Source organism: Stenotrophomonas sp. SMYL89 (genome assembly GCF_036319985.1).
Taxonomy (GTDB): domain Bacteria; phylum Pseudomonadota; class Gammaproteobacteria; order Xanthomonadales; family Xanthomonadaceae; genus Stenotrophomonas; species Stenotrophomonas maltophilia_Q.
Map to the genome: position 1 here is coordinate 244,300 of NZ_JAWIRW010000006.1, position 25,684 is coordinate 269,983.

The 25,684-nt window shown below is 67.4% G+C and carries 21 protein-coding genes; 10 read left to right on the forward strand and 11 right to left on the reverse strand.

What is annotated here, in order from left to right:
- Positions 1 to 2 precede the first annotated feature (2 nt).
- The 4 genes from V3B41_RS10225 to V3B41_RS10240 all read left to right on the forward strand — a co-directional run bounded on the left by V3B41_RS10225 (position 3) and on the right by V3B41_RS10240 (position 4,588).
- Positions 3 to 1,298 carry a tryptophan--tRNA ligase gene (locus V3B41_RS10225; protein ID WP_295550124.1) on the forward strand — a complete coding sequence of 432 codons (1,296 nt, stop codon included), beginning with the start codon at positions 3 to 5 and terminating at the stop codon, positions 1,296 to 1,298.
- 134 nt (positions 1,299 to 1,432) lie between these two features.
- Positions 1,433 to 1,729: a hypothetical protein gene (locus tag V3B41_RS10230; protein WP_049431481.1), complete on the forward strand. Its 297-nt coding sequence runs from the start codon at positions 1,433 to 1,435 to the stop codon at positions 1,727 to 1,729.
- 168 nt (positions 1,730 to 1,897) lie between these two features.
- On the forward strand, positions 1,898 to 2,830 hold the full coding sequence (locus V3B41_RS10235) for an MBL fold metallo-hydrolase (protein WP_049431484.1): 933 nt from the start codon (positions 1,898 to 1,900) through the stop codon (positions 2,828 to 2,830).
- Between the two features lie 105 nt (positions 2,831 to 2,935).
- Positions 2,936 to 4,588, forward strand: a complete 1,653-nt coding sequence (locus V3B41_RS10240; protein WP_329861005.1) for a M28 family metallopeptidase — start codon at positions 2,936 to 2,938, stop codon at positions 4,586 to 4,588.
- A gap of 191 nt (positions 4,589 to 4,779) precedes the next feature.
- On the opposite strand, the gene V3B41_RS10245 is transcribed toward V3B41_RS10240, so the two are convergent.
- Positions 4,780 to 6,114 (reverse strand): MFS transporter, encoded by a 1,335-nt coding sequence (locus tag V3B41_RS10245; RefSeq protein WP_049431487.1) that lies wholly within the window; start codon positions 6,112 to 6,114, stop codon positions 4,780 to 4,782.
- A gap of 223 nt (positions 6,115 to 6,337) precedes the next feature.
- On the opposite strand from V3B41_RS10245, the gene yedA reads away from it, so the two are divergent.
- Together yedA and rarD are read left to right on the forward strand one after the other, a co-directional pair.
- Positions 6,338 to 7,243, forward strand: a complete 906-nt coding sequence (gene yedA / locus V3B41_RS10250; RefSeq protein WP_197632531.1) for a drug/metabolite exporter YedA — start codon at positions 6,338 to 6,340, stop codon at positions 7,241 to 7,243.
- Positions 7,240 to 8,133, forward strand: coding sequence for an EamA family transporter RarD (gene rarD / locus V3B41_RS10255; RefSeq protein WP_049431492.1), 894 nt, complete (start codon positions 7,240 to 7,242; stop codon positions 8,131 to 8,133). Before yedA ends, rarD begins: the two co-directional genes overlap by 4 nt.
- Before the next feature lie 200 nt (positions 8,134 to 8,333).
- Here the strand turns inward: rarD and V3B41_RS10260 are convergent, their stop codons facing one another.
- From V3B41_RS10260 to V3B41_RS10280, 5 genes are all read right to left on the reverse strand, one after another.
- Positions 8,334 to 11,159: a TonB-dependent receptor gene (locus V3B41_RS10260; RefSeq protein ID WP_049431496.1), complete on the reverse strand. Its 2,826-nt coding sequence runs from the start codon at positions 11,157 to 11,159 to the stop codon at positions 8,334 to 8,336.
- 411 nt (positions 11,160 to 11,570) lie between these two features.
- Positions 11,571 to 12,893, reverse strand: a complete 1,323-nt coding sequence (locus V3B41_RS10265) for an ABC transporter permease (protein ID WP_049431500.1) — start codon at positions 12,891 to 12,893, stop codon at positions 11,571 to 11,573.
- Between the two features lie 13 nt (positions 12,894 to 12,906).
- Entirely contained in the window at positions 12,907 to 14,064 is a 1,158-nt protein-coding gene (locus V3B41_RS10270) for an ABC transporter permease (RefSeq protein WP_005407727.1), read from the reverse strand.
- Positions 14,065 to 14,078: 14 nt separating this feature from the next.
- Positions 14,079 to 14,768, reverse strand: a complete 690-nt coding sequence (locus V3B41_RS10275; RefSeq protein ID WP_004137569.1) for an ABC transporter ATP-binding protein — start codon at positions 14,766 to 14,768, stop codon at positions 14,079 to 14,081.
- Positions 14,769 to 14,870: 102 nt separating this feature from the next.
- The gene (locus V3B41_RS10280) at positions 14,871 to 16,118 is read right to left on the reverse strand and encodes an efflux RND transporter periplasmic adaptor subunit (protein WP_049431503.1); all 1,248 of its coding nucleotides are present in this window, start codon (positions 16,116 to 16,118) and stop codon (positions 14,871 to 14,873) included.
- A gap of 202 nt (positions 16,119 to 16,320) precedes the next feature.
- Here V3B41_RS10280 and V3B41_RS10285 point away from each other — a divergent pair, with 202 nt between their 5' ends.
- From V3B41_RS10285 to V3B41_RS10300, 4 genes are read left to right on the forward strand one after another with little or no spacing between them, the layout of a single operon-like run.
- Entirely contained in the window at positions 16,321 to 17,217 is an 897-nt protein-coding gene (locus V3B41_RS10285; protein WP_329860954.1) for an ABC transporter ATP-binding protein, read from the forward strand.
- Positions 17,214 to 17,996, forward strand: a complete 783-nt coding sequence (locus tag V3B41_RS10290; protein WP_049431506.1) for an ABC transporter permease — start codon at positions 17,214 to 17,216, stop codon at positions 17,994 to 17,996. The genes V3B41_RS10285 and V3B41_RS10290 overlap by 4 nt, the downstream gene beginning before the upstream one ends.
- A gap of 6 nt (positions 17,997 to 18,002) precedes the next feature.
- Positions 18,003 to 19,226, forward strand: a complete 1,224-nt coding sequence (locus V3B41_RS10295) for a sensor histidine kinase (protein WP_329860956.1) — start codon at positions 18,003 to 18,005, stop codon at positions 19,224 to 19,226.
- Positions 19,223 to 19,825, forward strand: coding sequence for a response regulator transcription factor (locus tag V3B41_RS10300; RefSeq protein ID WP_025878350.1), 603 nt, complete (start codon positions 19,223 to 19,225; stop codon positions 19,823 to 19,825). Before V3B41_RS10295 ends, V3B41_RS10300 begins: the two co-directional genes overlap by 4 nt.
- A gap of 555 nt (positions 19,826 to 20,380) precedes the next feature.
- Here the strand turns inward: V3B41_RS10300 and V3B41_RS10305 are convergent.
- From V3B41_RS10305 to V3B41_RS10325, 5 genes are all read right to left on the reverse strand, one after another.
- Entirely contained in the window at positions 20,381 to 20,917 is a 537-nt protein-coding gene (locus V3B41_RS10305) for a cytochrome b (RefSeq protein WP_197619910.1), read from the reverse strand.
- The gene (locus tag V3B41_RS10310; protein WP_329860959.1) at positions 20,914 to 22,017 is read right to left on the reverse strand and encodes a catalase family peroxidase; all 1,104 of its coding nucleotides are present in this window, start codon (positions 22,015 to 22,017) and stop codon (positions 20,914 to 20,916) included. The genes V3B41_RS10305 and V3B41_RS10310 overlap by 4 nt, the downstream gene beginning before the upstream one ends.
- A 290-nt stretch (positions 22,018 to 22,307) precedes the next feature.
- Positions 22,308 to 23,675, reverse strand: a complete 1,368-nt coding sequence (locus V3B41_RS10315) for a M17 family metallopeptidase (RefSeq protein WP_197632540.1) — start codon at positions 23,673 to 23,675, stop codon at positions 22,308 to 22,310.
- 3 nt (positions 23,676 to 23,678) lie between these two features.
- Positions 23,679 to 24,398 (reverse strand): HAD-IA family hydrolase, encoded by a 720-nt coding sequence (locus V3B41_RS10320; RefSeq protein WP_049429638.1) that lies wholly within the window; start codon positions 24,396 to 24,398, stop codon positions 23,679 to 23,681.
- 140 nt (positions 24,399 to 24,538) lie between these two features.
- Positions 24,539 to 25,648, reverse strand: coding sequence for an AI-2E family transporter (locus tag V3B41_RS10325; protein WP_197632541.1), 1,110 nt, complete (start codon positions 25,646 to 25,648; stop codon positions 24,539 to 24,541).
- Between the last annotated feature and the right edge of the window lie 36 nt (positions 25,649 to 25,684).

Consider the following 25,684-nt stretch of genomic DNA (forward strand, 5'->3'; position numbering starts at 1 on the left):
TCATGACGACCCGAGTCCTTACCGGCATCACCCCCTCCGGCACGCCCCACCTGGGCAACTACGTTGGCGCCATCCGTCCGGCCATCGCGGCCAGCCGCGCCCCGGGGATCGAGAGTTTCTTCTTCCTGGCCGACCTGCACAGCCTGATCAAATCCCAGGACCCGCAGCGCACCCAGCGCGCGACCCTGGAGATCGCGGCCAGCTGGCTGGCCTGCGGCCTGGACCCGGAACACGTGTGGTTCTACCGCCAGAGCGACATCCGCGAGACCACCGAGCTGATGTGGTTCCTGACCGCCATCGCCAGCAAGGGCATCCTCAACCGCGCGCACGCCTACAAGGCGGCGGTGGACAAGAACCGCGAGGAAGGCGTGGATGAAGATGCAGGCGTCAGCGCCGGCCTGTTCATGTACCCGGTGCTGATGGCCGCCGACATCCTGATCTTCAAGGCCAACCAGGTGCCGGTGGGCCGCGACCAGATCCAGCACATCGAGATGGCGCGCGACTTCGCCCAGCGCTTCAATCACGTGTACGGCAAGGAGTATTTCCCGCTGCCGGACGTGGTGATCGACGAGCAGGTGGCGACGCTGGCCGGCCTGGATGGCCGCAAGATGAGCAAGAGCTACCACAACACCATTCCGCTGTTCGTGCCGCGCGAGGAGCTGAAGAAGCTGGTGTTCTCGATCCTGACCGACTCGCGTGCACCGGGCGAGCCGAAGGACACCGAAGGCTCGGCCCTGTTCCAGATGTACCAGGCCTTCGCCACCCCGGAACAGACCGCCGAGTTCGCCAAGGCCTTTGCCGCCGGCATCAGCTGGGGTGATGCCAAGCAGCAGTTGTTCGAACGCATCGACAGCGAACTGTCGCCGCTGCGCGAGCGCTACAACGCGCTGATGGCCGAGCCGGAAAAGATCGAAGCGCTGCTCAAGCGCCGTGGCCAGCAGCTGCGCGAGCAGCTGGCGGCACCGCTGCTGGACGAGCTGCGCCATGCGGTGGGCCTGCGCGACCTGTCCACCGCGGGCGACATCGCCAGCGAGGACGCCCGCGTGGCCCGCGTGGCACCGCCGCTGTTCAAGCAGTACCGCGAACAGGATGGCCGCTTCTACTTCAAGCTGACCGCCGGCGACGGCACGCTGCTGATCCAGAGCGAAGGCTTCGATTCGCCACGTGACGCCGGCCAGCTGATCGCGGTGATCAAGCAGGCCGAGCAGGGCGACCAGCTGCAGAGCGAGCTGTTCAAGCTGGAGGCCGAGGTGGATGCGGTGCTGGCCGCGCTGGCGGCGCTGCGCGAAGCGGCCTGACCTGCTCGCCCTTGTAGAGCCGAGCCCACGCTCGGCTTGGCGGAAAAGCAGCCGAGCATCGGCTCGGCTCTACAGGGCATTGCACCCATGGCATGATGCCCACGCGCCTCCGGCGCGATGACATGGAGTCTGCGATGGCCTGGTTGTCGCTGCTGCTGTTCCTGCCCTGGTTCCTGCTGCTGGGCAGCCTGTACTGGCTGTTCCCGCGCCAGCCGCGTACTGCGCGCCGGCGCCTGTTCGATGGCACCACCCTGCTGCTGGCATTCGCGCTGAGCATCGTCTCGATGCTGTGGGGGCACCGCATCGGCGTGGTGCAGCCCGGCGCCGGCCCGATCTGGCCGCAGGTGCTGGCGGTGCTCTACGCCTACGGCGCATTCCTGGCGGTGCTGGTGCTGGCTCTGTTGCTGCGGCCGCGCTGGCTGGACCGGTAACCCTGCCTCTGTGGAGTCGAGCCATGCTCGACTTCGCGTGCCCTCTGTAGAGCCGAGCCCATGCTCGGCTCTACAGAATGGCGCCCCTCCGACCAAAGCCGCATCGAACCCGGGCCGCCCGCGCGCCTACCATGGGCGTCTGTTCCCGATCCTGCCAGGTGCGTGCCGATGACCGCCGACCCCAGCATCCACACCATCGATACCGGCTTCCAGCGCGCGGACTTCGATGCGGCCTACCTGATTGTTGAAAACGGCCGCGCGGCCTTCGTCGATTGCGGCACCGGCCTGTCGGTACCTGCGATGTTGCAGGCGCTGGCCAACGCCGGCCTGGGCGTGGAAGCGGTGGACTGGCTGCTGCTGACCCACGTGCACCTGGACCATGCTGGCGGCGCCGGTCTGCTGATGCAGCAGCTGCCCAACGCGAAGGCGGTGCTGCACCCGCGTGGTGCACCGCACATGATCGACCCGACCCGGCTGATTGCCGGCGCCACGGCGGTGTACGGCGCCGAAGAGATCGCGCGCAGCTATGGTCGTATCGAGGCCATTCCCGAACACCGTGTGGTGGTGGCCGAAGACGGGCACCGCATCGATCTGGCCGGCCGCGAGCTGGTGCTCCTGCATACACCCGGTCACGCACTGCATCACTACTGCGTATGGGATGCGCGCAGCCGCAGCTGGTTCACCGGCGATACGTTCGGTATTTCCTATCGCGAGCTGGACAGCGCGCAGGGTGCTTTCATCTTCCCCACCTCGTCGCCGGTGCAGTTCGACCCGGAGGCGATGAAGACCTCGATCCAGCGCATGCTCGATTACGCACCGCAGGCGATGTACCTGACCCACTACGGCCGCGTGGAGCAGGTGCAGAAGCTGGCCGACGACCTGTTCGAGCAGATCGATGCAATGGCCACCATCGGCCGCCAGTGCGATGGCCGCCCGGACCGCCACCGCTGCCTGCTGGCCGCGCTGCAGGCGCTGTACCTGGAACGTGCACAGCTGCATGGCTGTGCGCTGGACGATGCGGCGGTGATCGCTGTTCTGGCGATGGACATCGAACTCAACGCGCAGGGCCTGGCCTGCTGGCTGGACCGCATCAGCAGGTAGACCCACGCCATGCGTGGATGACTTGAGCCCAGGCTGCGCCGCGATGTCACGACCACGTTACACTCTGGTGACTTCCGAGCCTGCCGTGGTACTGCCGTGAATCCGATGCGCGTGTTGCTGCTGTCGTCCTGCCTTTTCGTCGGTGGCCTGGCCCATGCGGCCAATGACCTGCCGGGTGGTGGCATCGATCCGCAGGCACTGTCGCGCCACGTGCGTGTACTGGCGTCGGACGGATTCGAGGGCCGCGCGCCGGCCACCGAGGGCGAGGAGCGCACCGTGCAGTACCTGATCGAGCAGTTCCGCAGCTACGGCCTGCAGCCGGGTGGCGTGGACGGCAGCTGGGTGCAGCCGGTGCCGCTGGTGCGTGCCCAGCTGGATGGCGCTGCCAAGGCCAGCCTGTCGCTGAAGCAGGGCAAGCGCGCGCTGGCTAACGGTGTGGACGTGACCCTGCAGAGCCTGCAGCCGCGCAAGCGCGTGCAGATCAAGGATGCGCCGCTGGTGTTCGTCGGCTATGGCATCGACGCACCGGAACGCCACTGGAACGATTACAAGGACGTGGACCTGCACGGCAAGATCGCCGTGGTGCTGATCAACGACGCCGATTTCGAGGCTGATGCACCGGGCGCGTTCGACGGCAAGGCGGTGACCTACTACGGCCGTTGGACCTACAAGTTCGAGGAAGCCGCACGCCGTGGCGCCGAGGGCGTGCTGATCGTGCACGAGACTGCACCAGCCGCCTATGGCTGGGCCACGGTGAAGAGCTCGGGCACTTCGCCGCTGTTCGACATCGAGCGCAGCCAGGCCGACGCAATGGCCCAGCACACGCCGCTGCGCGGCTGGATGCAGCGCGAACTGGCCGAGGCGATCTTCGCCGACGCCGGCCTCGATTTCGATGCCGAGAAGCGCAAGGCGATGCGCGCCGACTTTCGCCCGGTGGCGCTGGACAACGCCAAGCTGAGCGTGGACTTCGCGTTGAAGCGCGAACAGGTGGTGACCCGCAACGTGGTGGCCAAGATGCCCGGTGGCGCGCATGGCGACGAGGCGGTGATCTTCTCCGCACACTGGGATGCCTTCGGCATCGGGCAGCCCGACGCCAAGGGTGACCGCATCCGGCGTGGCGCGATCGACAATGCCACCGGCGTGGCCACGGTGCTGGAACTGGGCCGCGTGTTCGCCGCCGGCCCGCAGCCCCAGCGCACGCTGTACTTCGTGGCGCTGACCGCTGAAGAGAAGGGTCTGCTGGGTGCCAGTTATTACGCCGCGCACCCGCTGGCGCCGCTGGACAAGACGGCGGCGGTGCTGAACATCGAGATGTTCAGCCCGGATGGCCCGACCCGTGACATCGCGTCGTGGGGCAAGGGCCGGGTGTCGCTGGAAGGCGACCTGGAACGCGTGGCCAAGGCCCGTGGCCGCAGCTACAGCCCGGACCCGAACCTGGAAGCCGGCTTCTTCTACCGCGCCGACCACTTCGCCTTCGCCCGCCTGGGCGTGCCGGCGATCACCATCGGCCCGGGCCTGGACAAGCTGGACGGTGGGGTTGAAGCCGGCCGCGCGCTGCGCGAGAAGTACTTCGCCGACTGCTACCACCAGGCCTGCGATGCCTGGACCCCGAGCTGGGACCCCAGCGGCCATGCCGCCGACACCCTGCTGGTCTACGACCTGGGCGCCGAGCTGGCCAACAGCCGCCGCTGGCCGACGTGGGAAAAGGAATCAGAGTTCCGCGGCGCGCGTGACAAGAGCGAATCCGCCCGCCGTTGATGGGCCGGCGGACGACGGTGTGCGTGTGTAGAGTCGACTGTCAGTCGACTATCGCGCGCAGCGCGGGGTTTTTCGCCATCTGATCGAAGAGCAGTCGACTGACAGTCGACTCTACCGTGCAGGCTCCATCCGAGCGGTGTTCCACAGCGGCCACCGGCATTGCACCGGTGGCCGCGATCACCACAGCGCCCTTACTTGCGGGTGCCGTCGAGCCAGTTCGGGCCCTTGTTGGTCAGGAAGAAGATGTAGACCACCAGCGAGACCGCGATCGTCGCGGTGACGTAGATGGCGAACCAGTCGACATGGCCGGTCTTCAGTGCGCCCTGGTACAGCAGCGGGGCGGTGCCGCCGAACAGCGAGTTGGCCAGCGCATAGCCCAGGCCCACGCCCAGTGCACGCACGTGGGTGGGGAACAACTCGGCCTTCACCACCGCGTTGATCGAGGTGTAGCCGGTGAGGATGACGAAGGCCAGTGCCAGGGTCAGGAACGCCAGCGTGGCGTCGTGCTGGTGCGGCAGCTGGGTGATCAGGTACCAGCTGTACACCACGCCGCCGACACCGAAGAACACCAGCAGGGTCTTGCGGCCGATGATGTCCGACAGCCAGCCCCCGACCGGCTGCAGCACCATCAGGAACGCCAGCACGCCCAGGTTGATCAGGGTACCGGTCATCGGGTCGTTGCCCGCGAAGGCGCTCTGGATCATCTTCGGGCCGTTCACCGAGTAGGTGTAGAAGGCCACGGTGCCACCGGCGGTGATCAGGAAGCACAGCAGCAGCGGCCGCCACTGGTGCACGAACAGCTCGTACATCGAGCCGGACTTCTGGGCCTTGCCCTCGCGTGCGGCTTCGATCGACGACTCCGACAGCGATTCGTCCATGCCGCGGCGCAGCCAGAACACCACCACCGCGGCGATGCCACCGATGCCGAAGGCGATGCGCCAGCCCCACTCGGAGATTTCCGGCTTGCCCCAGAAGGTCAGCATCAGCAGCAGGGTCAGCTGGGCCAGCACATGGCCACCGACCAGGGTGACGTAGTGGAACGAGGACAGGAAGCCGCGACGGCCCGGAATGGCGGCCTCGGACATGTAGGTGGCGCTGGCGCCGTATTCGCCGCCGGTGGCGAAGCCCTGCAGCAGGCGCGCGAACAGCAGGATGACCGCTGCCCAGATGCCGATGCTGGCCGCCGTGGGCGTAATGGCGATCAGGAACGAGCACAGCGCCATCAACGTGACCGAGACGGTCAGGGCCAGGCGGCGGCCGTGGCGGTCGGCGAAGCGGCCGAAGAACCAGGCACCGATGGGGCGCATCAGGAACGTGGCGGCGAAGATCGCCCACACGTACATCGTGGAATTCTTGTCGTCCGGCGAGAAGAACTGTGATTCGAAGTACACGGCGAATACCGAGTACACGTAGACGTCATACCACTCCACCAGGTTGCCGGCGGAGCCTTTGAGGGTATTGGAGATCGACCGCCGCAGGGCGGCGCGGTCGTTCGCGGGTACGGCGGGTTGGGACGTGGTGCTCATCTGGGTGGGAATCCTCGATGCGGCGCGTCCGTGCGCAGGGAAAACGGCGCCCGGCCTTGGGGCGGCGCGGCCGGGCAGCCCTCTTGGTACTGCATCAGCCGTCAACACGGGGTAGCAGACCAGAGCAGGGTGCATGGATGGATGACAGCGTGCCACCGTACGGGGTGCCGGACCATACTCAAAACGTCCTAGAATCCGCCTTCCCCCGGCTCCCTGGTGTGTCATGTCGGCTCCCCCCTCTTCGTCTGCGGCTGCCCCCCGGGGTGGCCTTGTCGCGCTGGCATTGCTGCTGGTCTACGTGGTCTGGGGCTCGACCTACCTGGGCATCGCCAAGGCCCTGCACGGCGGCGCACTGCCGCTGACGATGGTCTCCGGCAGCCGGTTCATCATTGCTGGCGGCCTGATGTTCCTTGCCCTGCGCCTGTTCTGGAAGCTGCCGAACCCGACGCTGCGGCAATGGCGCAATCTGGTGGTGATGGGCGTGACCATGCTGGTGCTGGGCAACGGCATGGTGGTGCTGGCCGAGCGTGAGGTGTCCTCGGGCCTGGCCGCGACCGCGGTGGCCTCGGTGCCGCTGTGGATGGCGCTGTTCTCGGCGCTGCGCGGGCAACATGCCAGCCGCGGTGAGTGGCTGGGCATCGCCATCGGCTTCCTCGGCGTGGTCTGGCTCAATGCCGGCAGCAGCCTGACGGCCTCGCCGACCGGGCTGGTGCTGCTGCTGATCGCGCCGGTCGGCTGGGCCTTCGGTTCGGTGTGGGCACGCGGCCTGGACCTGCCGGGCCCGTTCATGACCGCCGCCGGGCAGATGATCTGCGGCGGCGTGCTGCTGGTGCTGATCGGCCTGGCGGTCGGCGAGCGCCCGACCACGCTGCCCGATACCGGCGGCCTGCTGGCGATGGCGTACCTGTGCGTGTTCGGTTCCATCGTCGCCTTCACCGCCTACGTGTGGCTGCTGCAGAACGTGCGCCCGGCGCTGGCCGGCAGCTATGCCTACGTCAATCCGGTGATCGCGGTGCTGCTGGGCGCGCTGCTCAATGGCGAGCGATTCGGCTGGCGCGACCTGCTGGCGATGGTGGTGATTCTTCTGGGTGTGGTGGTGCTGACGATGGCAAGGACGAGAAAGAAATGAGCATGGATGAGAAAGAACAACGCCGGGGTCTGCTGGTCACTGCGTCCACCTTCGTGATCTGGGGCCTGGTGCCGGTGTACTGGCACCTGCTCAACGAGGTGCCTTCGTTCCAGATCATCGCCCACCGCATCATCTGGAGCACCGTGCTGGTGCTGGGCTGGCTGTTGATCAGCGCGCGCCTGGACTGGTGGCAGAAGATTGCCGCACAGCCGCGTGCGCTGCCGATCCTGCTGGTGTCCAGCTTGACCATCGCCTTCAACTGGGGCCTGTACATCTGGGCGGTCAACGCCGGCCATGTGATCGAGACCAGCCTGGGCTACTTCATCAACCCGCTGGTGAACGTGCTGCTGGGCGTGATGGTACTGAAGGAGCGCCTGCGCCGCCTGCAGTGGGTGGCCGTGGCGATGGCAGCGGTGGGCGTGGCCTGGCTGACCATCGATGCGGGCACGCCACCGTGGATCGCGCTGGGCCTGGCCTGTTCGTTCGGCCTGTATGGCCTGCTGCGCAAGCTGGTCTCGGTCGATCCGGTGGCCGGCCTGGGCGTGGAGAGCATGTACCTGTTCCTGCCGGCGCTGGCGTTTGCGATCTGGGCCGAGAACGGCCATGGCGGCGCGTTCTTCCACGGCTGGGGCTGGCGCAACGACCTGCTGCTGATCTTCGGTGGCGCGGTCACCGCAGTACCGCTGATCGGCTTCGCCTACGGCGTGAAGCGCATTCCGCTGTCACTGGTCGGCATCCTGCAGTACATCGCGCCGAGCCTGCAGCTGCTGCTGGGTGTGTTTTTCTTCCATGAGGCGTTCGATACCGCCAAGGCGATCGGCTTCGCAGCGATCTGGGCCGGCCTGGTGCTGTTCGTCGGCGACAACATCCGCACGATGCGCAAGCGGTAACGGCGCCGGGGTCGGATCCCTCCGCAACGCGGAGGGCGCTGACCCCCTGTTCCTCGCCGCCTGGGGTCATAGCCCTTCGCCGGGCGAAGGGATCCGACCCCGCTTCGGCGCGAAAAAGAACGGCGCCCCGAAGGGCGCCGTTCTGCTTCCATCCACCGCCAGGAGAGAGAGATGGCGGTGGCGGGAACGCGGTTGCAGGCTTAGAAGCGCTGCTGGTACTTCATGTACATGAAACGACCGATGTCGAAGCCACCGTAGTAGGTGAAGCTGCTGTTCGGCTGGCTGTACATGATCGGACCCTGGTGGTCGAAGACGTTGTTCACGCCCAGCGACACGGTGCCGTCCCACGGCAGGGCATAACGCACCTGCAGGTCGTGGAAGGTGTTGGAACCCACCTTGTTGGTCGGCGAGGCATCGGTGTAGGCCGAGCTGAAGCCCGGCATGTTGCACTCGTCCATGTAGGAGCACTTCTCCTTCATGCTGGAGTAGTAGCGCGCGGTCCAGCCGATGCCCAGGTTGCCGTACTGCCAGTCCAGGTTGAAGGTCGAACGCACGCGGAAGTTGCCGCCCCAGCTGGTCAGCTGCTCCACCGGCGTGGTGGCGGCGTTGTCATTGCGCTGCTCCAGGTAGTCGGTGTAGGTGGTGTTCCAGGTAACGGCGAACTTGCCGAACGCGGTTTCCGGCAGGCGGTAGCGCGCGCTGATGTCATAGCCGGCGGTTTCGCGGTAGCCGGCGTTGACCAGCGAACGGTCCAGCGCGTTGACCTGACCGTTGCTGCCACGGGTGAAGCGGCCGCAGGCGGCGTCCGAGCCCTGCACGTAGCACTGTTCCAGGATGTTGGTGGCCGACTCGCCAACGATGGCGTTGTCGATGCGGATCTTCCACCAGTCCAGGCTGACGTCCAGGCCCTGCACGAAGTCGGGGCTGTAGACCAGGCCCACAGTCCAGGTCTTGGCGGTTTCCGGCTTCAGGTTCGGGTTGGAACCGGAGTTGAAATCGGTGGTGGCCTGCTGGCCCGGCTTGCTGGCCACGGTGCCGTCGCTGTTGAGCTGGCGGAAGTTGGCCGGCACCTTCAGGGCCTTGCAACGGGCAGCCACGGCGGCGCTGCTTGCAGCGGTGCCGAACGAGGTATCGCACGGATCGGTGAACGAATCACGGGTGCTGACAGTGCCGCCGTACAGGTCGTCCACGGTCGGTGCACGGAAGCCAGTGCCATAGGTGGCGCGCACCAGCAGGCTGTCGATCGGCTTCCACTTCACGCCGAACTTGCTGTTGGTGGTCGAACCGAAGTTGTTGTAGTCCGAATAGCGACCCGCGACATCCAGCGACAGTTCGCGGGCGAACGCCATGTCGGCCAGCAGCGGCACCTGCATTTCCAGGTAGACCTCGTTGAGCGAGTAGTCGCCCTGGGTCGGCTTGCCGGTGGTGCCGGCGATCTGGCCGTTCTGCACCATCAGGTCCGGGGTGTAGCGTGCTTCTTCGGTGCGGTGCTCGAAGCCCATCGCAGCCATGATGTCGCCGGCCGGCAGCGAGAACAGCGAACCGGAGATGTTGGCGCTGGCCACCTTGGTGGTGGTCTGGCTCTTGTCCACGTAGCGGGCGAACAGGTAGTCCTGCACGTCCTGGTTGCTCAGCGAGCCCGGGCCGGTGTAGCCCATCGGCGCGGCCGGGTTCCACGGCACGCAGCCGGCGATCACCGCGTCGCGGGTACCGCAGTAGGCCACGCCGTTCTCGATGAAGGACGGGCCGACGGCCAGGTTGACGTTCGGCTGGTACATGCTGCCGGTACCAACGCGCTCGCCTTCATTGCGGTTGTAGGTGTAGCTGACGTTCCAGTCCCAGTAGCGCGAGCCGGTTTCGAAGCTGCCTTCCAGGCCCAGACTGCCGCGCTTGGTTTCCAGGGTGTTCTCGGTGCCACGCAGCATTTCTTCGGTGCGGTGCGAGAACAGCACGTCCTGCTGCCACAGGTTGAACGCGCTGTCCTTGGACAGAGCGGCGCGGCTGCCGTTGCGCGCCTGTGTGGCGGTGACCGAGTACGGGTAGCCGGCCAGGTGCTTGGTGGATTCGCGCTTGCTGTACATGGCATCGGCAACGATGCGCAGGTCATCGGTGATCGAGAAGCCGCCGTTGGCGAACACCGAAGTGCGCTCCAGGCCGGTCAGCAGGCTCATGTTGGTCTTGGTGTTGGCACCATCGGCCGGGTTCGGCGCATGGAAGTTGCTGGCGCTGGTCGGGTCGCCGCCCGGGCCGACGGTCAGCGACTTGCCGCCGACGGTGACGCTGCCCCACGGCGTGGTGCCGTTCAGGCCATCGTTCGGGTGGCGCGGGCCGTTGACGTAGCGGCTGAACTCGCGCGCGCCGCCCATCACTTCGTCTTCCTTGGTGCGCTCGGCACCGACGCTGAACCAGCCGCGGTCGAAGGTCTTGCCGAAGGTGGCACTGTAGGAGCGCTTCTGACCGTCGCCTTCGCCGTACTGGCCGACGTAGACGCTGGCTTCGGCACCATCGAAGTTCTTGCGGGTGATGATGTTGACCACACCGGCGATGGCGTCCGAGCCGTACAGTGCCGAAGCACCGTCAGTCAGCACTTCCACGCGCTCGACGATGGCCGACGGGATCGAGGCCAGGTCGGAGTAGCCACCTGCGCTGACGCCCATGCGGCGGCCGTCGATCAGCACCAGGCTGCGTTCCGGGCCGAGGTTGCGCAGGCTGACGTACGTGCCGCCGAAGTCGCGCGAAGAACTCAGCGACGACGAGCGGCTCAGGCTCGGAGCACCGGCGGCGGTGACGTCCTGCAGGATGTCGGCGACGTTGATGTAGCCCTTCTTCTCGATCTCGGCGCGGCTGAGCGCGACGACCGGCTGTGCGGTCTCGACACTGGCCTGGCGGATGCGCGAGCCGGTGATTTCGATGCGATCGAGGTTGGTCGGGGTATCGCCGGCGCTCTGTGCGAAGGCGGGGGTGGTGCAGCTGGCGGCCAGCGCGATGACGATCGCGTTGCGCAGCGGATTGGTTTTCAGGGACATCCGTGACATCTCGTGTTTCAGGAAAAACAAGCGCCCGTTCTATGGGCGCGTGGGGTGCTGCAAACCAACGTGGGGGCCGGGATTCTAGAGTGTTTCCATTCGTAACTGTTTGTCGCCATGCCGCTGAATGTGCGCGAAGATGAATCGCAACCAACAATCCACAGATGCGATGTGCGCGGCGTCACGCACGTTGCGTGCGCGATGGGCAGAGGCATCGATAGCGGCAGATTTGTGGATATCTGTAGCCGCGCGTGTGCGCACGCTTCCATCCACGCATGGCGTGGATCTACTGGATCCAGATTGGGGTCAGATCCCTTCGCGCAGTGAAGGGATCTGACCCCACCAATGAAAAAGGGACGAAGCTCCCGCTTCGTCCCCCTGCAACGTGCGCGTTGTATCGCTGCGAAATGCTCAGGTTTCGCGCAACGCCGTGGTGATCGGCAAACGTGCCGCGCGCAGCGCCGGGAACAGGCCACCGACCAGGCCGATGCCCAGTGCCCATTTCAGGCCGGTCCACAGCAGTTCCGGCGAAACATGGAACTTGAACACCACCGCGCTGAAGTTGCTGCCGATGGTGGACACGCTGTAGCCATTGAACAGCAGCCACGCCACCGCGCACCCCAGCAGGCCGCCCAGCAGCGCCAGCAGCATCGTCTCCAGCATCACCGCAGTGACAACCGGCAGGCCACGGAAGCCGATCGCGCGCATGGTGGCGATCTCGCGCGCACGCGTGGCAACAGCCGCATACATGGTGTTGAGTGCGCCGAACACCGCACCCACCGCCATGATCGTGCCGATCACCTTGCCGAGGATGTCGATCAGCTTGGTCAGCCCGCCGCCCTGCTTGCTGTAGTAGACACGGGTGGTTTCCACGTCCAGCTTCAGGCGCGGGTCGGCGGCGACCGCCGCCTTGAACTGCTCGAAGCCGGCCTTGCCATCGGTACGCACGCTGATCGACTGCCAGGCGCTGCGCTGGTAGGTGGTGGCCAGCGTATCGGCGTCGGTCCACAGTTCCGAATCATGCGCATCGCCGGTGGCGAACACGCCGACCACGGTCCAGGTCTGGTTGCCCAGCGTCAGCGTCCTGCCCACGTCCATGTCGCGGAACTGGCCCTTGGCACCCTGGCCGACCACGATCTCGCGCAGGCCGGTGGCGAACTTGCGGCCTTCGATGATCTTGACCTTGTCATGTACTGCCCAGGCCTGCGGACCAACGCCGCGGAACTGCGCGTTGACGTCGGTGCCGTCGGACTTCGATACCAGGTTGACCACCTGCGACAGCTCCGGCGACAGCAGCGGCCGGCCTTCGCCATCGCGGCTGATGCCGGGCAGGGTGGACAGCGTGGGAACCTGTTCGCGGGTGATGACCGAATTGGTCTCGGCCTGCGAGCCACCGCGCAGCACGATGGCGGTGGTGTCATCGCCGGTATTGTTGAGCGTGGCCTGGAAACCTTCGCCCATCGCCAGCATCGCCACCAGCACGCCGACCACGCCGGCGATGCCGACCACGATCACCGAGGACGCACCCCAGCGCTGCGGCAGGCTGGCCACGCCGATGCGGGTGGCCGCCAGTGCCAGCCGTCCGCCACGGGTCAGCAGCAGCCACAGCGCCACCAGCACGGCCACGGCCAGCACGCCAACCCACGGCAGGCTGATCCACAGCACCAGGCCGATCGCCAGCAGCAGCACCGTCACACCGTTGCCCAGCCACTTCTTGAGTTTGCTCTTGAACATGTCGGTGTCCTCCTCAGCGGCCGGCCAGTGCGTCGACGATCTTCAGGCGCTTGGCACGCAGCGCCGGCAACAGGCCGACGATGATGCCGATCACCACGATCAGGCCCAGCCCCATCAGCCAGGTCGGCGTCGGTACGTGCGGCGGCAACATGCCCATGCTCTTCGGCCCGATCGCTGGGAGGATCAGCGCGGCCAGGCCCATGCCGATCAGGCCACCCAGGCCGATCAGCAGCACCGACTCCACCATCACCAGGGTCAGCACGGTGCTGTCCTTGAAGCCCAGCGTCTTCAGCGTGGCCAGCTCCGGCACGCGCTCGCGCACCGCCTGCGCCATGGTGTTGCCGGTCAGCAGCAGCAAGGTGAAGAACACCGCGCCCATGATCGAAGTGACGATCATGCCGATGTCGGCGAACTGCTTGACGAAGGCCTGCTGGAACGCTGATTCGGTCTGGGTCTTGGTCTCGTGGTCGGAGTTGGCCGAGATCGCATCGATCGCCTGCGCCACCCGCGAGGAATGGTCCGGATTGTCCAGCGTCACCGTGTACCAGCTCACCTGGTTCTTGATGTAGTCGTTGGATTCATCGAAGTACTTCCAGTTCATCATCAACTGGCGTTCTTCGTTGGCGGCCAGCGCGCGGTCCTTGGAACGGTAGATGCCCTTCAGTTCCAGCGGCCAGTCGTTGCTGCCACCACGCGGGAAGATCGTGGCCTGCAGCGGGATGGTGTCGCCGATCTTCCAGCCGAACTGCTTGGCCAGCGATTCGCCGACGATGGCGCCGGTGCGGGTCTGTTTCCAGTCTTCCAGCTGCGCCGGATCGATCTGCAGCTCGCGGTAGACATCGAAGTAGTTGGGCGACACCGAGAAGTTCGGGAAGAAATTCTTCGGGTCCTGGTAGATGCCACCAAACCACATGCCATAGGCCACGTCACGCACCCCGGCTACCTGGCGGATCTGGGTTTCCAGCCGGATCGGCAACGACTGGGTGATCGATAGCCGCGAGGCCACCACCAGGCGGTTGGCGCCTTCCACGCTGCCGCCGGACGAGAACGCCACGCGCACCGAGTCGAGCATGCCGAACAACAGGAACGCGGCCACCACCGACAGCAGGGTCAACAAGGTGCGCGTGCGGCTGCGGAACAGCTGCGCCCACACCAACGAGAAGTATTTCATCGCGGTGGCCTCCGTCAGTGGGCCAGCGGCGCGTCGGCCAGCTCGCCCTTGTCCAGGTGCACCGTGTGCGTGGCGTACTCGGCGGCCTTCGGGTCATGGGTGACCATGATGATGGTCTTGCCGTGCTCACGGTTGAGCTGCTGCAGCAGGCCGAGAATCTCCTCGGCCGATTGGCGGTCGAGGTCGCCGGTCGGTTCGTCGCAGATCAGGAAGGTCGGGTCGGAGACGATCGCGCGGGCGATCGCCACGCGCTGCTGCTGGCCGCCGGACAGTTCATTCGGGCGGTGGCTGCGGCGGTCGGCCAGGCCGACCAGGGTCAGGGCGATCTCCGCATTGCGGCGGCGCTGCGCCGCATTGAGGTGGGTCAGCAGCAGCGGCAGCTCCACGTTCTTCTGCGCGGTCAGCATCGGCATCAGGTTGTAGAACTGGAACACGAAGCCGACGTGGTGGCTGCGCCAGGTCGACAGCTGGCCGCCGCTCATCTGGTCGATGCGCTCGCCTTCGATGCTGATTTCGCCGCCACTGGGGTTGTCCAGGCCGCCGATCAGGTTGAGCAGGGTGGTCTTGCCGGAACCAGACGGACCCATCAGCGCCACGAAGTCGCCGCTGGCGATGTCCAGGTCGATGCCGTGCAGCACCTGAACTTTCTCGGGGCCACGCTGGTAGGTCTTGGTGATGTTGCGCAGTGAAACCAGGGTCGACATGGGGGGTTCTCCACGGAAGGCGGGAAACGGGGACGCGCGCCGGCGGTGGCCGGGGGCGTGCGTCGAGCGGTGCTGCCGGCGGCGCCCACGGGCGCCAGGCCGTTACTGCGCTTGTTTCTGTTGCACCTTGGCGCCATCGCGCAGGGTGTCTGGCGGGTTCACCACCACCGATTCACCTGCGCTCACGCCCTTGAGGATCTGGCGGTCCTTGCCCATCGCCTGGCCTGCTTCGACCGTGCGCTGCTGCACGCGGCTCTCGTCACCCAGCACGAAGGCCACCGACGTGCCGTCGCGCTGGACCACCGCGCCGCCCGGCACGCGCACGCCCTGCGGCTTGGTCGCCGCCTGCGGCTGCGCCTGTTCGAGGAAGCTGACCCGCACGCCCATCTCCGGCACGATGCGCGGGTCTTTCACCTTCAGCGCCACGCGCACCTTCACCGTGGCCTTGCCGCGGTCGGCGGTGGGGATGATGGCGATCACCTCGCCCGGGATCTTCCACTCCGGGTAGGCATTGAGCGTGGCTTCCACCGGCATCTTCGGCTGCACGCGGCCGATGAAGGCCTCGCCGACCTCGACTTCGATCTCCAGCGAATCCATGTCGACGATGGTGCCGATGCCGGTACGGGTGAAGCCACCGCCGGCCGACAGCGGCGAGACGATCTCGCCCGGCTGCGCCGCCTTGGCGGTGACCACGCCGGAGAACGGCGCGCGCACTACGTTGTTGTCCACGCCCAGGTCGGCGATGGCCAGCTGGTCGTGTGCCACCTTGACGTTGCGCTGCGCAGTGTCCAGCTGTGCGCGCAGGCTGTCGCGCTGGGCCACGGCCTGGTCGTACTGCGAGCGCGACACCAGCTGCTGGCCGACCAGCGCCTGCAGGCGGCTGGCTTCGGCGGCGGCCTGCTTCTGCTGTGCTTCCAGCCCGGCCACCTGGCTGCGTGCGGCCTGCAGCTGCGAGGCATACAGGCTGCGCTGCGCATCGGCATCGATCGGGTCCAGGGTGGCCATCACCTGGCCGGCTTCGACCCGCATGCCTTCCTCGATCATCACCTCGCGCACCTTGCCGGTGATCTTGGCCGATACCGTGGCCATGCGCCGGGCGACCACGTAGCCACTGGCGTCAAGCACCGAACTGCTGGCGCTGCCCTGCTGGATGGCTACCGCGGGTGCGGTTTCCACCTCAACGGCCGGGGTGCGGCCGAACAGCGCGAAGGCGCCGGCGGCCAGCAGCACGGCAATCACGACAATCGTGATCCACAGCCAGCGCCGACCGCCGCCATTGCCACCGGAGGGCGGCTGTGGCGACTTGCGGTCGATACGGAGTTCCTTCAACAGCTCGGCAGAAGCGTTCATTCGTTCCATCACAGACGTTCGGGCGGGTGTGGCCGGAAGAGCGGACGGCGGCGGTTCCGGCGGTGGAGCGTGCGGCACAGCATGAAGGCAGGCACAGCGATGACGGCAGTGACAGCTGTCATCCGATGACACTGACGGCGGCAACTGCGAAATGTGACCACGGCGGCACAGGATGGCAACGTCCCCGCTACCGGTACCGCCCATGGATCCGATCGCCCCGTCGCTGGCCCGCCTGCAGCAGGTGCAGGTGCGCTATCGCGACCATACCGCCCTGCATGGCATCGACCTGCAGGTCCGCGCTGGCCAGGTGCTGGCATTGCTGGGCCGCAACGGTGCCGGCAAGAGTACCGCGATCAGCGTGCTGTTGGGCCTGCGCCGCGCCGACGCCGGCCAGGTCGAGCTGCTCGGTGGCGACCCGCAGCAGCGTGCCAGCCGCCTCGGCCTGGGCGTGATGCTGCAGAGCACGAACCTGCCGCCGATGCTGCAGGTGGACGAGCTGGTGGCCCAGGCCAGTGCCTGCTACACCGACCCGATGCCGTTGCAGGAGGTACTGCAGCGCGCCGGACTGCAGGCGCTGGCGGGCCGCCGCTACGGCCAGCTGTCCGGTGGCCAGCAGCGCGCCGTGCAGTTCGCCAACGCACTGTGTGGGCGCCCGCGCGTACTGTTCCTGGACGAGCCCACCACCGGGCTGGACATCCAGGCGCGGCAGACCATGTGGCAGGCCATCCGGCAGCTGGTGGCCGAAGGCTGCGGCGTGCTGCTGACCACCCACTACCTGGAGGAGGCCGAGGCATTGGCGCAGCAGGTGGTGGTGCTGGAACAGGGCCGGGTGTTGGCCGACGCGCCGCTGGCCGAACTGCGCCTGGCCGAGCGGCCGCGTCGCATCCGCTGCCGCAGCGTGCTGTCCGCTGAAGAGGTGCAGTACTGGCCGGGCGTGCAGCAGGTGCAGCGCGACGGCGAGCATCTGCAGCTGCTGGCGAGCCCGGCCGAGCCGGTGGTGGCTCGCCTGCTGGCCGCCGATGCGCAGCTGCGTGAACTGGAAGTACAGGGCGCGGCGCTGGCCGATGCCTTCCTCGACCTGACCCGGGAGGCCGCATGAATACCCTGAATCCGACTGCCGCCGCTGCGCGTCCGGTATCGACCTGGCGGCGCGCGCTGCGCCCGTACCGTGCCGAACTGCAGGCCGAGCTGCGCCGCGCCTGGCGTACACCCGCCTTCGCCGTACCCTCGCTGCTGTTCCCGGTGCTGTTCTACCTGTTGTTCGGCGTGTTGTTGGGCCGCGGCCATGCACCGCTGTACCTGCTGGCCACCTACTGCGTGTTCGGTGCGATGGCGCCGGCCCTGTTCGGCTTCGGCGTGCAGCTGGCGCTGGACCGTGAAGGCGGCCTGCTGACCCTCAAGCGCGCGCTGCCGATGCCGGCGGCGGCACCGTTGCTGGCGCGACTTGCGATGGCCGTGATGTTCGCGCTGCTGGTGGCCGCTCTGTTGATCGGCGTGGCGCGCGCGATGGGTGGCGTGCAGCTTCAGGCGGTGCAGATGCTGCAGCTGATGGCGGTGGCGGGGCTGGCCGCGCTGCCGCTGGGGGCGATCGGCCTGCTGATCGGAAGCCATGTCAGCGCCAGTGCGGCGCCGGCGATGGTCAACCTGGTCTACCTGCCGCTGGCGCTGCTGTCCGGCCTGTGGCTGCCGCTGTCGGCGCTGCCGAAGGTGTTTTCGACGATGGCCCCGCTGTGGCCGACCTGGCACCTGGCCCAGCTGGCGTTGCCGGTGGTGGGGCTGCCGTCGGTGGGCAGCGTCTCCGGCCATCTGCTGGTGCTGCTGGCGGTCACCCTTGTGGCGTTGCTGCTGGCGCGTCGCCGCCTGCGCCGGATCGGCTGAACTGGCATGATCGGCAGCGATCGTCCCCGCCTGGATCACCCCGTGTCGTCGAGCTGGCTTGCTTCCCTGCTGCGCCCCGCACCGGACTCGGCAGTGGCCGACAACCTGCGCCGCGGCAAACCGGCCTGGGCCGATGCCATCCACCTGCTGTGGACGGTGTGGGTGTTCATGACGCCGCTGTTCTCCGGGGGCTACACACTGCGCTGGCTGTGGTTCACCCTGGCCAGCTATCCGTTGTTCCTGCTGCTGTATGCGCGCCTGCTGCTGTCGCCGCGGCACCACGCGCCCCGCTACGCGCTGGCGATGACTGCGCTGGCCATCGTGCTGGTGCCCTGGTACCCGTCGGGCATCAGCTACTTCATCTTCGGCTGCGTGATGCTGCGGGTCTGCGGGCGCAGCAGCTGGTGGCGCTATCTGTTGCTGCTGGCCGCGCTCAACGCGATGTTCTACCTGGTGGCCTACCTTGCGCACTACCCGTGGCAGAGCCTGGTCTGGGTGCCGGCGGTGTCGTTCATCATCGGCATGGTGGTGAACGTGGAGACGGTGAACAAGGAAAAGGACGCCGCACTGCAGCTGTCGCAGGAGGAAGTGCGGCGGCTGGCGACCACCGCCGAGCGCGAGCGCATCGGCCGCGACCTGCACGATCTGCTGGGCCATACCCTGTCGCTGATCACCTTGAAGCTGGAGCTGGCGCGCAAGCTGCACGACCGTGGCGATGCACGTGCGCGGCAGGAGATCGGCGAGGCCGAGGACATCGCGCGTGAGGCACTGGCGCAGGTGCGCAGTGCGGTCACCGGCATCCGTGCCAGCGACCTGGCGGGCGAACTGGCCTCGGCACGCCTGCTGCTGGAATGCCAGCAGGTGCACCTGCACTATGCGTCGCCACCGGCAATGCCGGTGGACGTCGAACGTGGCCTGGCGCTGGTACTGCGCGAAGCGGCCACCAACATCGCCCGGCATGCGCAGGCAACGCAGGCGCGGGTGGATTTCATGCTGGAAGGAAGGATGTTGGCGATGCAGATCCGCGACGATGGCCGCGGCGGTGTGCAGGCCGAAGGCAATGGCCTGTGCGGGATGCGTGAGCGGGTGGCGGCGCTGGGCGGGCAGTTGCAGGTGCAGTCTGCGAAGGGCGAGGGCACGGTGCTGACCGTGCGCGTGCCTGTGGGCGCGGCCACCACACCGCTGCCGCCGGGCGCGCCGCCGACGCTGGCAGCGGGCGGTGCCGCATGATCCGCATCCTGCTGGCTGAAGACCAGGCGATGGTGCGGGGTGCGTTGTCCGCGCTGCTGGGCCTGGAGCCGGACATCGAGGTGCTGGGCAGTGCTGCCGACGGCGAGGCCGCCTGGCGCATGCTGCAGCAGCTGCAGCCGGACATCCTGGTGACCGACATCGAGATGCCGGGCCTGTCGGGGCTGGAGCTGGCGCAGCGCATCGCCCGCCATGAGTTGCCGATCAAGGTGGTGATCGTGACCACCTTCGCCCGCGCCGGTTTCCTGCGCCGCGCGCTGGAAGCGGGCGTGCTGGGCTACCTGTTGAAGGATGCGCCGGCGGAGAACCTGGCTGAGGCCCTGCGCAAGGTAAAGCAGGGCATCCGCGCGATCGATCCGCAGCTGGCGCTGGATGCGTGGTCGCAGGCCGATCCGCTGACCGACCGCGAGCGCCGCGTCCTGCGGCTGGCAGGCGAGGGCCGTACCGCCAGTGAGATTGCCGAACAGCTGGGGCTGTCGCACGGCACGGTACGCAATTACCTGTCCGAGTGCATCGGCAAGCTTGGCGTGGCCAACCGGATCGAGGCGTACCGGCTGGCGCGGCAGAAGGGGTGGTTGTAGCGGCGCCTTGCGTTTCCCGGTGATGTCATTTCCGCGACCGCGGAGGGGTGTCACTTTCTTTGCTCGTGCAAAGAAAGTAACCAAAGAAACACGCCGCCAGATCGCGAGCCGGCGCTGCGCGCCGGTGCCCTGCGCTTCTCAGTGAATCAGGGGACGGCGCCGAACTCGCTGCGCTCAGACACCCGCGCCTCTTCGCCCCTGATTCCCCTGCGATGCTCGGCTCGCTAAAAGGCGGACCCAACGTCAAAAGCCGATGTTGCACCCCGTAGGTCCACGCCATGCGTGGATGCTGTTGCCATTGATCTTGACCTTCAAGTCCGCCTTGAGCGAGCCGAGCACCGCAGGTCCGGCGAGGGCGAAGAGGCGCGGGTGTCTGAGCGCAGCGAGTTCCCGCGCCGTCCCTCGACGGATCGAGGAGCGCAGGGCACCGGCGTGCGAAGCACGTCGGCTCGCGGCCGGCGGAGCGTTTCTTTGGTTACTTTCTTTGCGCGCAAAGAAAGTGACACCCCTCCGCAGTCGCGGAAACGATCCGCCGGGAACTCCCGGCGAGCCCCTTCAATCCTTCCCGCGCGCCATCGCCTGGAACACCCCATCGCGCCGCACCCACAGGTGGAACAGCGCTGCACCCACGTGCATCAGCACCGTGGCGAACAACACATATGCCAGCAGGCTGTGCGCATTGCGCAACGCGGCGTACAGCGCCGGGGTGTGCGGCACGATCGGCGGCAGGTGCAGGCCTCCCCACAGCACGATCGGGTAACCGCCCGCCGACAGCATCGCCCAGCCGATCAAGGGCATCGCCAGCATCAGCGAATACAGCATCCAGTGCGAGGCCTTGGCCGCCATCACCTGCCACACCGGCAGGTCGGCCGGCAGTGGCGGCGGGCGATGGCGCAGCCGGTTGTACAGGCGAAGCAGCACCAGCAACAGGATCGCGATGCCCAGCGGGCGGTGCAGGTCGATCAGCACGGGACGCAGATGCAGCGAGGCGACCATGGTCACGCCGATGAACAGCATGGCGATGATCATCAGCGCCATGGTCCAGTGCAGCACCCGCGCCAGCAGGTTGAAGTGGCCGTTGTGGGTGTTCATCGCGCGGCCTCCTTCGGTTGCTCGACATTGCCGCTGGCGCGCTCGCGTTCGCGACGGTTGAAGGATTGCGAATAAACGGCCGAACGCGCAGCCAGGATCGGATCGTCACTGCCGCGCACGCCGCTGGGCAGGATCAGCGGATCGAAGTTGATCTGGCCGCAGGCGCCTTCCTCCTGCGACTGCATGCGGTCCAGGCTGAGTACGCCGGCCACCACCTCATCGCGCGACGCGGCCCACGGCACCGATGGATCATCGATGGCATCGCCGGGCGCGGCGATGGTCACGACCAGGTTCCAGCGCACCGGGCCGCTGGCCAGGCGCTGTTGCAGTTCCTGGCTGAGGAAATCGACGCTGGCCTGCTTGCGCGTTTCCGCATCCATCTCCACCACTGCCGCCTGCGGCTGCCAGCGCCAGCGCACCGCACGCTTCTGGCCCTGTGCATTGGTGAACCAGAAGCTGTTGACGCTGTTGAAGGTGGTGTCGGCCCAGCTGCTGGTCCACGGTGCGGTCTTGGCCCACTGCTGGAACGCCTGCGCACTGGGGTATTTCGCCAGCACTGCCGCCATCTTCTGTGGGTCCGGCTTGCCGGTGGCCGTGTCGGGAATGGAGGCACGCGTCTGCGCGTAGAACGCCTCGGCGTTGGGCACGGCGAAGAACGGGAAGCTGTTCATCGCCATGCGCCATTCCTGGCCATCATCACTGACCATCTGCACCGCGATGCTGCGGACGCGTGCGGTGTTGTCGGCGCCGTAGGGATCGCCGCCGCCGATCGACAGCCGCCCCATCACCGGCACGCGGCGCTGCGAGAACACCCGTGCACTGGACAGGGTGGGAGCCTGCGCGCTTGGTTCGAACCAGCCGCTCACGCACACGCCTTTGCTGTGCGCACGGCGGAACCCGGGATGAGCCGGGCCGGTGGCTTCGATGGTGTCGGTGAAGCGCTGCGCGGTCAGGCGGCCGCCAATCCATCCGGCCAGCCAGGCGAAGGCCAACGCGACCGCACCCAGGATGAGCGCGATCAGTGCGATCCAGAGCAGGGGTGAATGCTTGCGTGGTGCGCCCGGCGTCTGGCCGGCGCGGGTGTAGCGGAAGAGCGACATGGTCGGAGTCCTGCCTTCACGGAGCGTGTGGGTGGTCGACCCACACATCCTCGCAGAACGCGGCCGCGGCCGAAATTCAATTTTTCGTCAAACTTCCAGCCCTGCCAACGCCCCGGTAGAGTCGACTGTCAGTCGACTCGCGCGCGCAGCGCGGGGTTTTCACGGCCGGTTCCAATTGAAGAGCAGTCGGATCCAAGAGCAGTCGACTAACAGTCGACTCTACCGTGCCCATGCCTGCTCCGGCGGTCGGGTCGGGTACGGCGTGCCGACCAAGGTCGGCACCCACCCGATCAGCTGTAACGCGCCTTCAGCATCGCCCATGCCGAGCGCAGCGCCAGCGCTTCGCCACCGGCGGGACGGCCCGGGCGTTCGCCGTCGTTCCAGGCATACACGTCCAGGTGCGCCCAGCGCTGGCCGTCTTCCAGGAAGCGTTCCAGGTACAGCGCGGCGGTGACCGAGCCGGCCATGCGCGAACCGGCGTTGGCCAGATCGGCGATGCCGCTGCTCAGGTAGCGCAGGTAGGGGCGCCACAGTGGCATGCGCCAGACCGGGTCGCGGGTTGCATCACCGGCCTGCAGCCACTGCTGGGCCACCGTGTCGTCGTTGCTGAACAGTGCCGGCAGGTCCGGGCCCAGTGCGATGCGCGCGGCACCGGTGAGGGTGGCGAAGTCCAGCACCAGGTCCGGCTTCTGCTCGCCGGCGAAGGTCAGCGCGTCGCACAGGATCACGCGGCCCTCGGCGTCGGTGTTGTCAATCTCCACGCTCAGGCCCTTGCGGGTAGCGATCACTTCGCCTGGACGGAACGCATCCGGACCGATCGCGTTTTCCACCGCCGGCACCAGCAGGGTCAGGCGCACCGGCAGCCCGCGCGCCATCACCAGGCCGGCCAGGGCCAGCGCGTGTGCGGCGCCGCCCATGTCCTTCTTCATGTTGCGCATGCCGTCGGCGGGCTTGATGTCCAGGCCGCCGGTATCGAAGCACACGCCCTTGCCGACCAGCACCAGCGCCGGATCGGTGTCCTTGCCCCAGCGCAGCACGACCAGGCGTGGCGCACGGTGCGAAGCGCGACCCACGGCGTGGATGGCCGGGAAGTTCTGCTTCAGCAGCTCATCGCCGGTGATCGCCTCGACCTGCGCGCCATGTGCATCGGCCAGGGCGCGTGCGGCGTCTTCCAGCTGCTGCGGGCCCATGTCTTCGGTCGGGGTGTTGACCCAGTCGCGCACGCGCAGGCTGGCGGCGATCAGGTCGGCCACTTCGCCGGACGGTGCAGCCACCAGCTGCGCCGGTGCGCGGTTGCGCTTGCGGTAGCGGTCGAAGCGGTAGCTGCCCAGGCCCCAGCCCAGCTGCAGCAGCGCCAGTTCGGCGGCCGGCAGTTCATTGGCCAGCTGCCAGACGCTGCCTTCGGGCAGCGCGTGCGGCGCATGCGCATAGCTGTAGGCATCGCCACGATCACCCACGCCCATCACGGCACCGGCCAGGCCATCGGTGCCCGGCAGCAGCGCCACGCTGTGGGCGCCGGCGTTGAAGCCCTGCGATGCCAGCCATGCCTGGGTGGCAGCCGGCTGGCCGTCCTTCCACGCGGCGAACTGCTCGCGGTCCAGCACGTACAACGGCAGCGCCGCGGCGGTGTCGGCGGTGAAACCAGTGATCTCGCTCATGCGTCAGATACTCCGGGGTGCGGCGGCGTCGAGGTTGGCGTCCAACCAGTCGGCCAGGCCGGTAAGGGTGTCGAACTGCAGGTCCGGCTGCAGTTGCGGATGGGTCCAGGTGGCAGCCTCGCGGTTGATCCAGCAGCCGCGCAGGCCGGCGGCAATCGCTCCGGCCACGTCCATCTCGGCGTGGTCGCCGACGTGCAGTACCTGGGCCGGCGCCACACCCAGACGGGTGCAGGCGGCGTGGAAGATGCTGGCCTCGGGCTTGGCCGCGCCGTGTTCGCGCGAACCCAGCTGGAAGACGAAATGATGGGCCAGGCCGATCCGTTCCAGGTCGGCATTGCCGTTGCTCAACGCCGCTACCGGCACCCGCGCGGCGATACGCGCCAGCGCGTCGATCGCATCCGGGTAGCACTCGACCTGGTTGCGCGCGGCGTAGAACACCTCATACGCCGGTTCCAGCAGATCGAGGCTGGCGCCACTGGTGTGCAGCGCTTCGTGCAGGGTCAGCCGGCGCAGTGCGCTCAGGTCGTGGTGGAGGTGCGGATGGGCGTGGTACAGCCGCTCGCGCAGTTTGCGCATCGCCGCCACCGGATACATCGCAGCGGTGGCCGGGCTGTGTTCGCGCATCCACGCGTGCAGGACCTGTTCGATGCGGGCGCCGATCGGAGCGAACGGCCACAGCGTGTCGTCAAGGTCGAGGGTGATGGCTTGGACGGGGAAATTCACCCCGCCATTCTACCCCTGCCCGCGCGGCCTTTCATGCGGCGCGGCGGGCGGGGCAGCCGGGTTCGGGGCGGCGCAGGTTGCCTGCCAGTTATGCCCTTGCTCCTGTTCCTGTGGCCTGCGTTACCTGTCTTCAGGCCGGCTCATTCCAGCAGCCTTGCCCAGCCCTGCATGCCGTCCAGCCGCGCCAGCACCAGCTTGATGCAGACCAGCAGCGGCACCGCCAGCAGCAGCCCGATCATGCCCCAGGCCCAGCCGAACACCATCAGTGCCAGGATCAGCACCAGCGGCGACAGCTTCATGCGACGGCCCAGCACGATCGGGGTCACCATCTGCCCTTCCAGGGTGTGCAGGGCCAGGTAGGCGGCGGCCGGCAGCAGTGCCTGCAGCGGGTCGCGGAACTCGACGAAGCCCATCAGCAGCATCAGCGCCACGCCGATCAGCGGGCCCACGTAGGGGGCGAAATTCAGCAGTGCGGCCACCGTGCCCCACAGCAACGCCTCCTGCAGGCCGATGCCGAACAGCATCAGCACGCCAGCGAACACCAACCCGACCAGCGTATTGATAACGCTGATGGTCAGCACATAGCGCGAGACCTCGCGCTCGATCGAACGCAGGATGTCACTGGTGAATCGCTGCTGCTGGCGGTTCGGGAACAGGGCGATGGCCGCGCGCTGCAGGCTCTGCCCATAGATCATGAAGAACAGCGTGAGCAGCACCACCGCCAGCACCGAGGCGGCCAGCCGTGGCGCGCGGGTCAGCATGCGGTAGGGGTCGTCCATCTGGGTGCGGATCACCTGCACCTTGTGGTTGCTGTCACCCCCAGCCACCCGGGCGAAGTTCTCCGCCGCCTGGTTGGCCTGCTGCACCGGCTTGGTCAGGTCCTGCACCTGGCGCGCCACCTTGCGCAGCTGCTGCGGCGCTTCCTGTGCCCAGTCCATGGCCGGACCGATCAGCTGCACCGCCAGCGAACCGGTCACGCCCAGGCCGGCGCCGAGGATCAGCAGTGCGCCCAGCGCACGCGGAATCCACAGTTTCTGCAGCAGGCGCAGGATCGGATTGCCGACCAGCGCGAAGAACACCGCCAGCAGCACCGGCAGGATGATGTCCTGCGCGGCCCACAGCGTGTAGCCCACCGCCAGGGTCGCCAGCACCACCAGCGACATCGGCCCGCGCGGGCGCGAGGGGGACGGCAGCGGTGCCTCCGGATCCTGCGGATCGGCCGGTGACGGGGACAGGAGGGACTCGCTCATCGACGCACCAACCGGGAAGGGGAGCGCATTATCTGC

What these genes read in the sequence shown, in the direction of transcription:
- V3B41_RS10225 (WP_295550124.1), top strand. Translation starts at nt 3, where the DNA reads ATGACGACCCGAGTCCTTACCGGCATCACCCCCTCCGGCACGCCCCAC.
- V3B41_RS10230 (WP_049431481.1), top strand. Translation starts at nt 1,433, where the DNA reads ATGGCCTGGTTGTCGCTGCTGCTGTTCCTGCCCTGGTTCCTGCTGCTG.
- V3B41_RS10235 (WP_049431484.1), top strand. Translation starts at nt 1,898, where the DNA reads ATGACCGCCGACCCCAGCATCCACACCATCGATACCGGCTTCCAGCGC.
- V3B41_RS10240 (WP_329861005.1), top strand. Translation starts at nt 2,936, where the DNA reads ATGCGCGTGTTGCTGCTGTCGTCCTGCCTTTTCGTCGGTGGCCTGGCC.
- V3B41_RS10245 (WP_049431487.1), bottom strand. Translation starts at nt 6,114, where the DNA reads ATGAGCACCACGTCCCAACCCGCCGTACCCGCGAACGACCGCGCCGCC.
- yedA (WP_197632531.1), top strand. Translation starts at nt 6,338, where the DNA reads ATGTCGGCTCCCCCCTCTTCGTCTGCGGCTGCCCCCCGGGGTGGCCTT.
- rarD (WP_049431492.1), top strand. Translation starts at nt 7,240, where the DNA reads ATGAGCATGGATGAGAAAGAACAACGCCGGGGTCTGCTGGTCACTGCG.
- V3B41_RS10260 (WP_049431496.1), bottom strand. Translation starts at nt 11,159, where the DNA reads ATGTCCCTGAAAACCAATCCGCTGCGCAACGCGATCGTCATCGCGCTG.
- V3B41_RS10265 (WP_049431500.1), bottom strand. Translation starts at nt 12,893, where the DNA reads ATGTTCAAGAGCAAACTCAAGAAGTGGCTGGGCAACGGTGTGACGGTG.
- V3B41_RS10270 (WP_005407727.1), bottom strand. Translation starts at nt 14,064, where the DNA reads ATGAAATACTTCTCGTTGGTGTGGGCGCAGCTGTTCCGCAGCCGCACG.
- V3B41_RS10275 (WP_004137569.1), bottom strand. Translation starts at nt 14,768, where the DNA reads ATGTCGACCCTGGTTTCACTGCGCAACATCACCAAGACCTACCAGCGT.
- V3B41_RS10280 (WP_049431503.1), bottom strand. Translation starts at nt 16,118, where the DNA reads ATGAACGCTTCTGCCGAGCTGTTGAAGGAACTCCGTATCGACCGCAAG.
- V3B41_RS10285 (WP_329860954.1), top strand. Translation starts at nt 16,321, where the DNA reads ATGGATCCGATCGCCCCGTCGCTGGCCCGCCTGCAGCAGGTGCAGGTG.
- V3B41_RS10290 (WP_049431506.1), top strand. Translation starts at nt 17,214, where the DNA reads ATGAATACCCTGAATCCGACTGCCGCCGCTGCGCGTCCGGTATCGACC.
- V3B41_RS10295 (WP_329860956.1), top strand. Translation starts at nt 18,003, where the DNA reads ATGATCGGCAGCGATCGTCCCCGCCTGGATCACCCCGTGTCGTCGAGC.
- V3B41_RS10300 (WP_025878350.1), top strand. Translation starts at nt 19,223, where the DNA reads ATGATCCGCATCCTGCTGGCTGAAGACCAGGCGATGGTGCGGGGTGCG.
- V3B41_RS10305 (WP_197619910.1), bottom strand. Translation starts at nt 20,917, where the DNA reads ATGAACACCCACAACGGCCACTTCAACCTGCTGGCGCGGGTGCTGCAC.
- V3B41_RS10310 (WP_329860959.1), bottom strand. Translation starts at nt 22,017, where the DNA reads ATGTCGCTCTTCCGCTACACCCGCGCCGGCCAGACGCCGGGCGCACCA.
- V3B41_RS10315 (WP_197632540.1), bottom strand. Translation starts at nt 23,675, where the DNA reads ATGAGCGAGATCACTGGTTTCACCGCCGACACCGCCGCGGCGCTGCCG.
- V3B41_RS10325 (WP_197632541.1), bottom strand. Translation starts at nt 25,648, where the DNA reads ATGAGCGAGTCCCTCCTGTCCCCGTCACCGGCCGATCCGCAGGATCCG.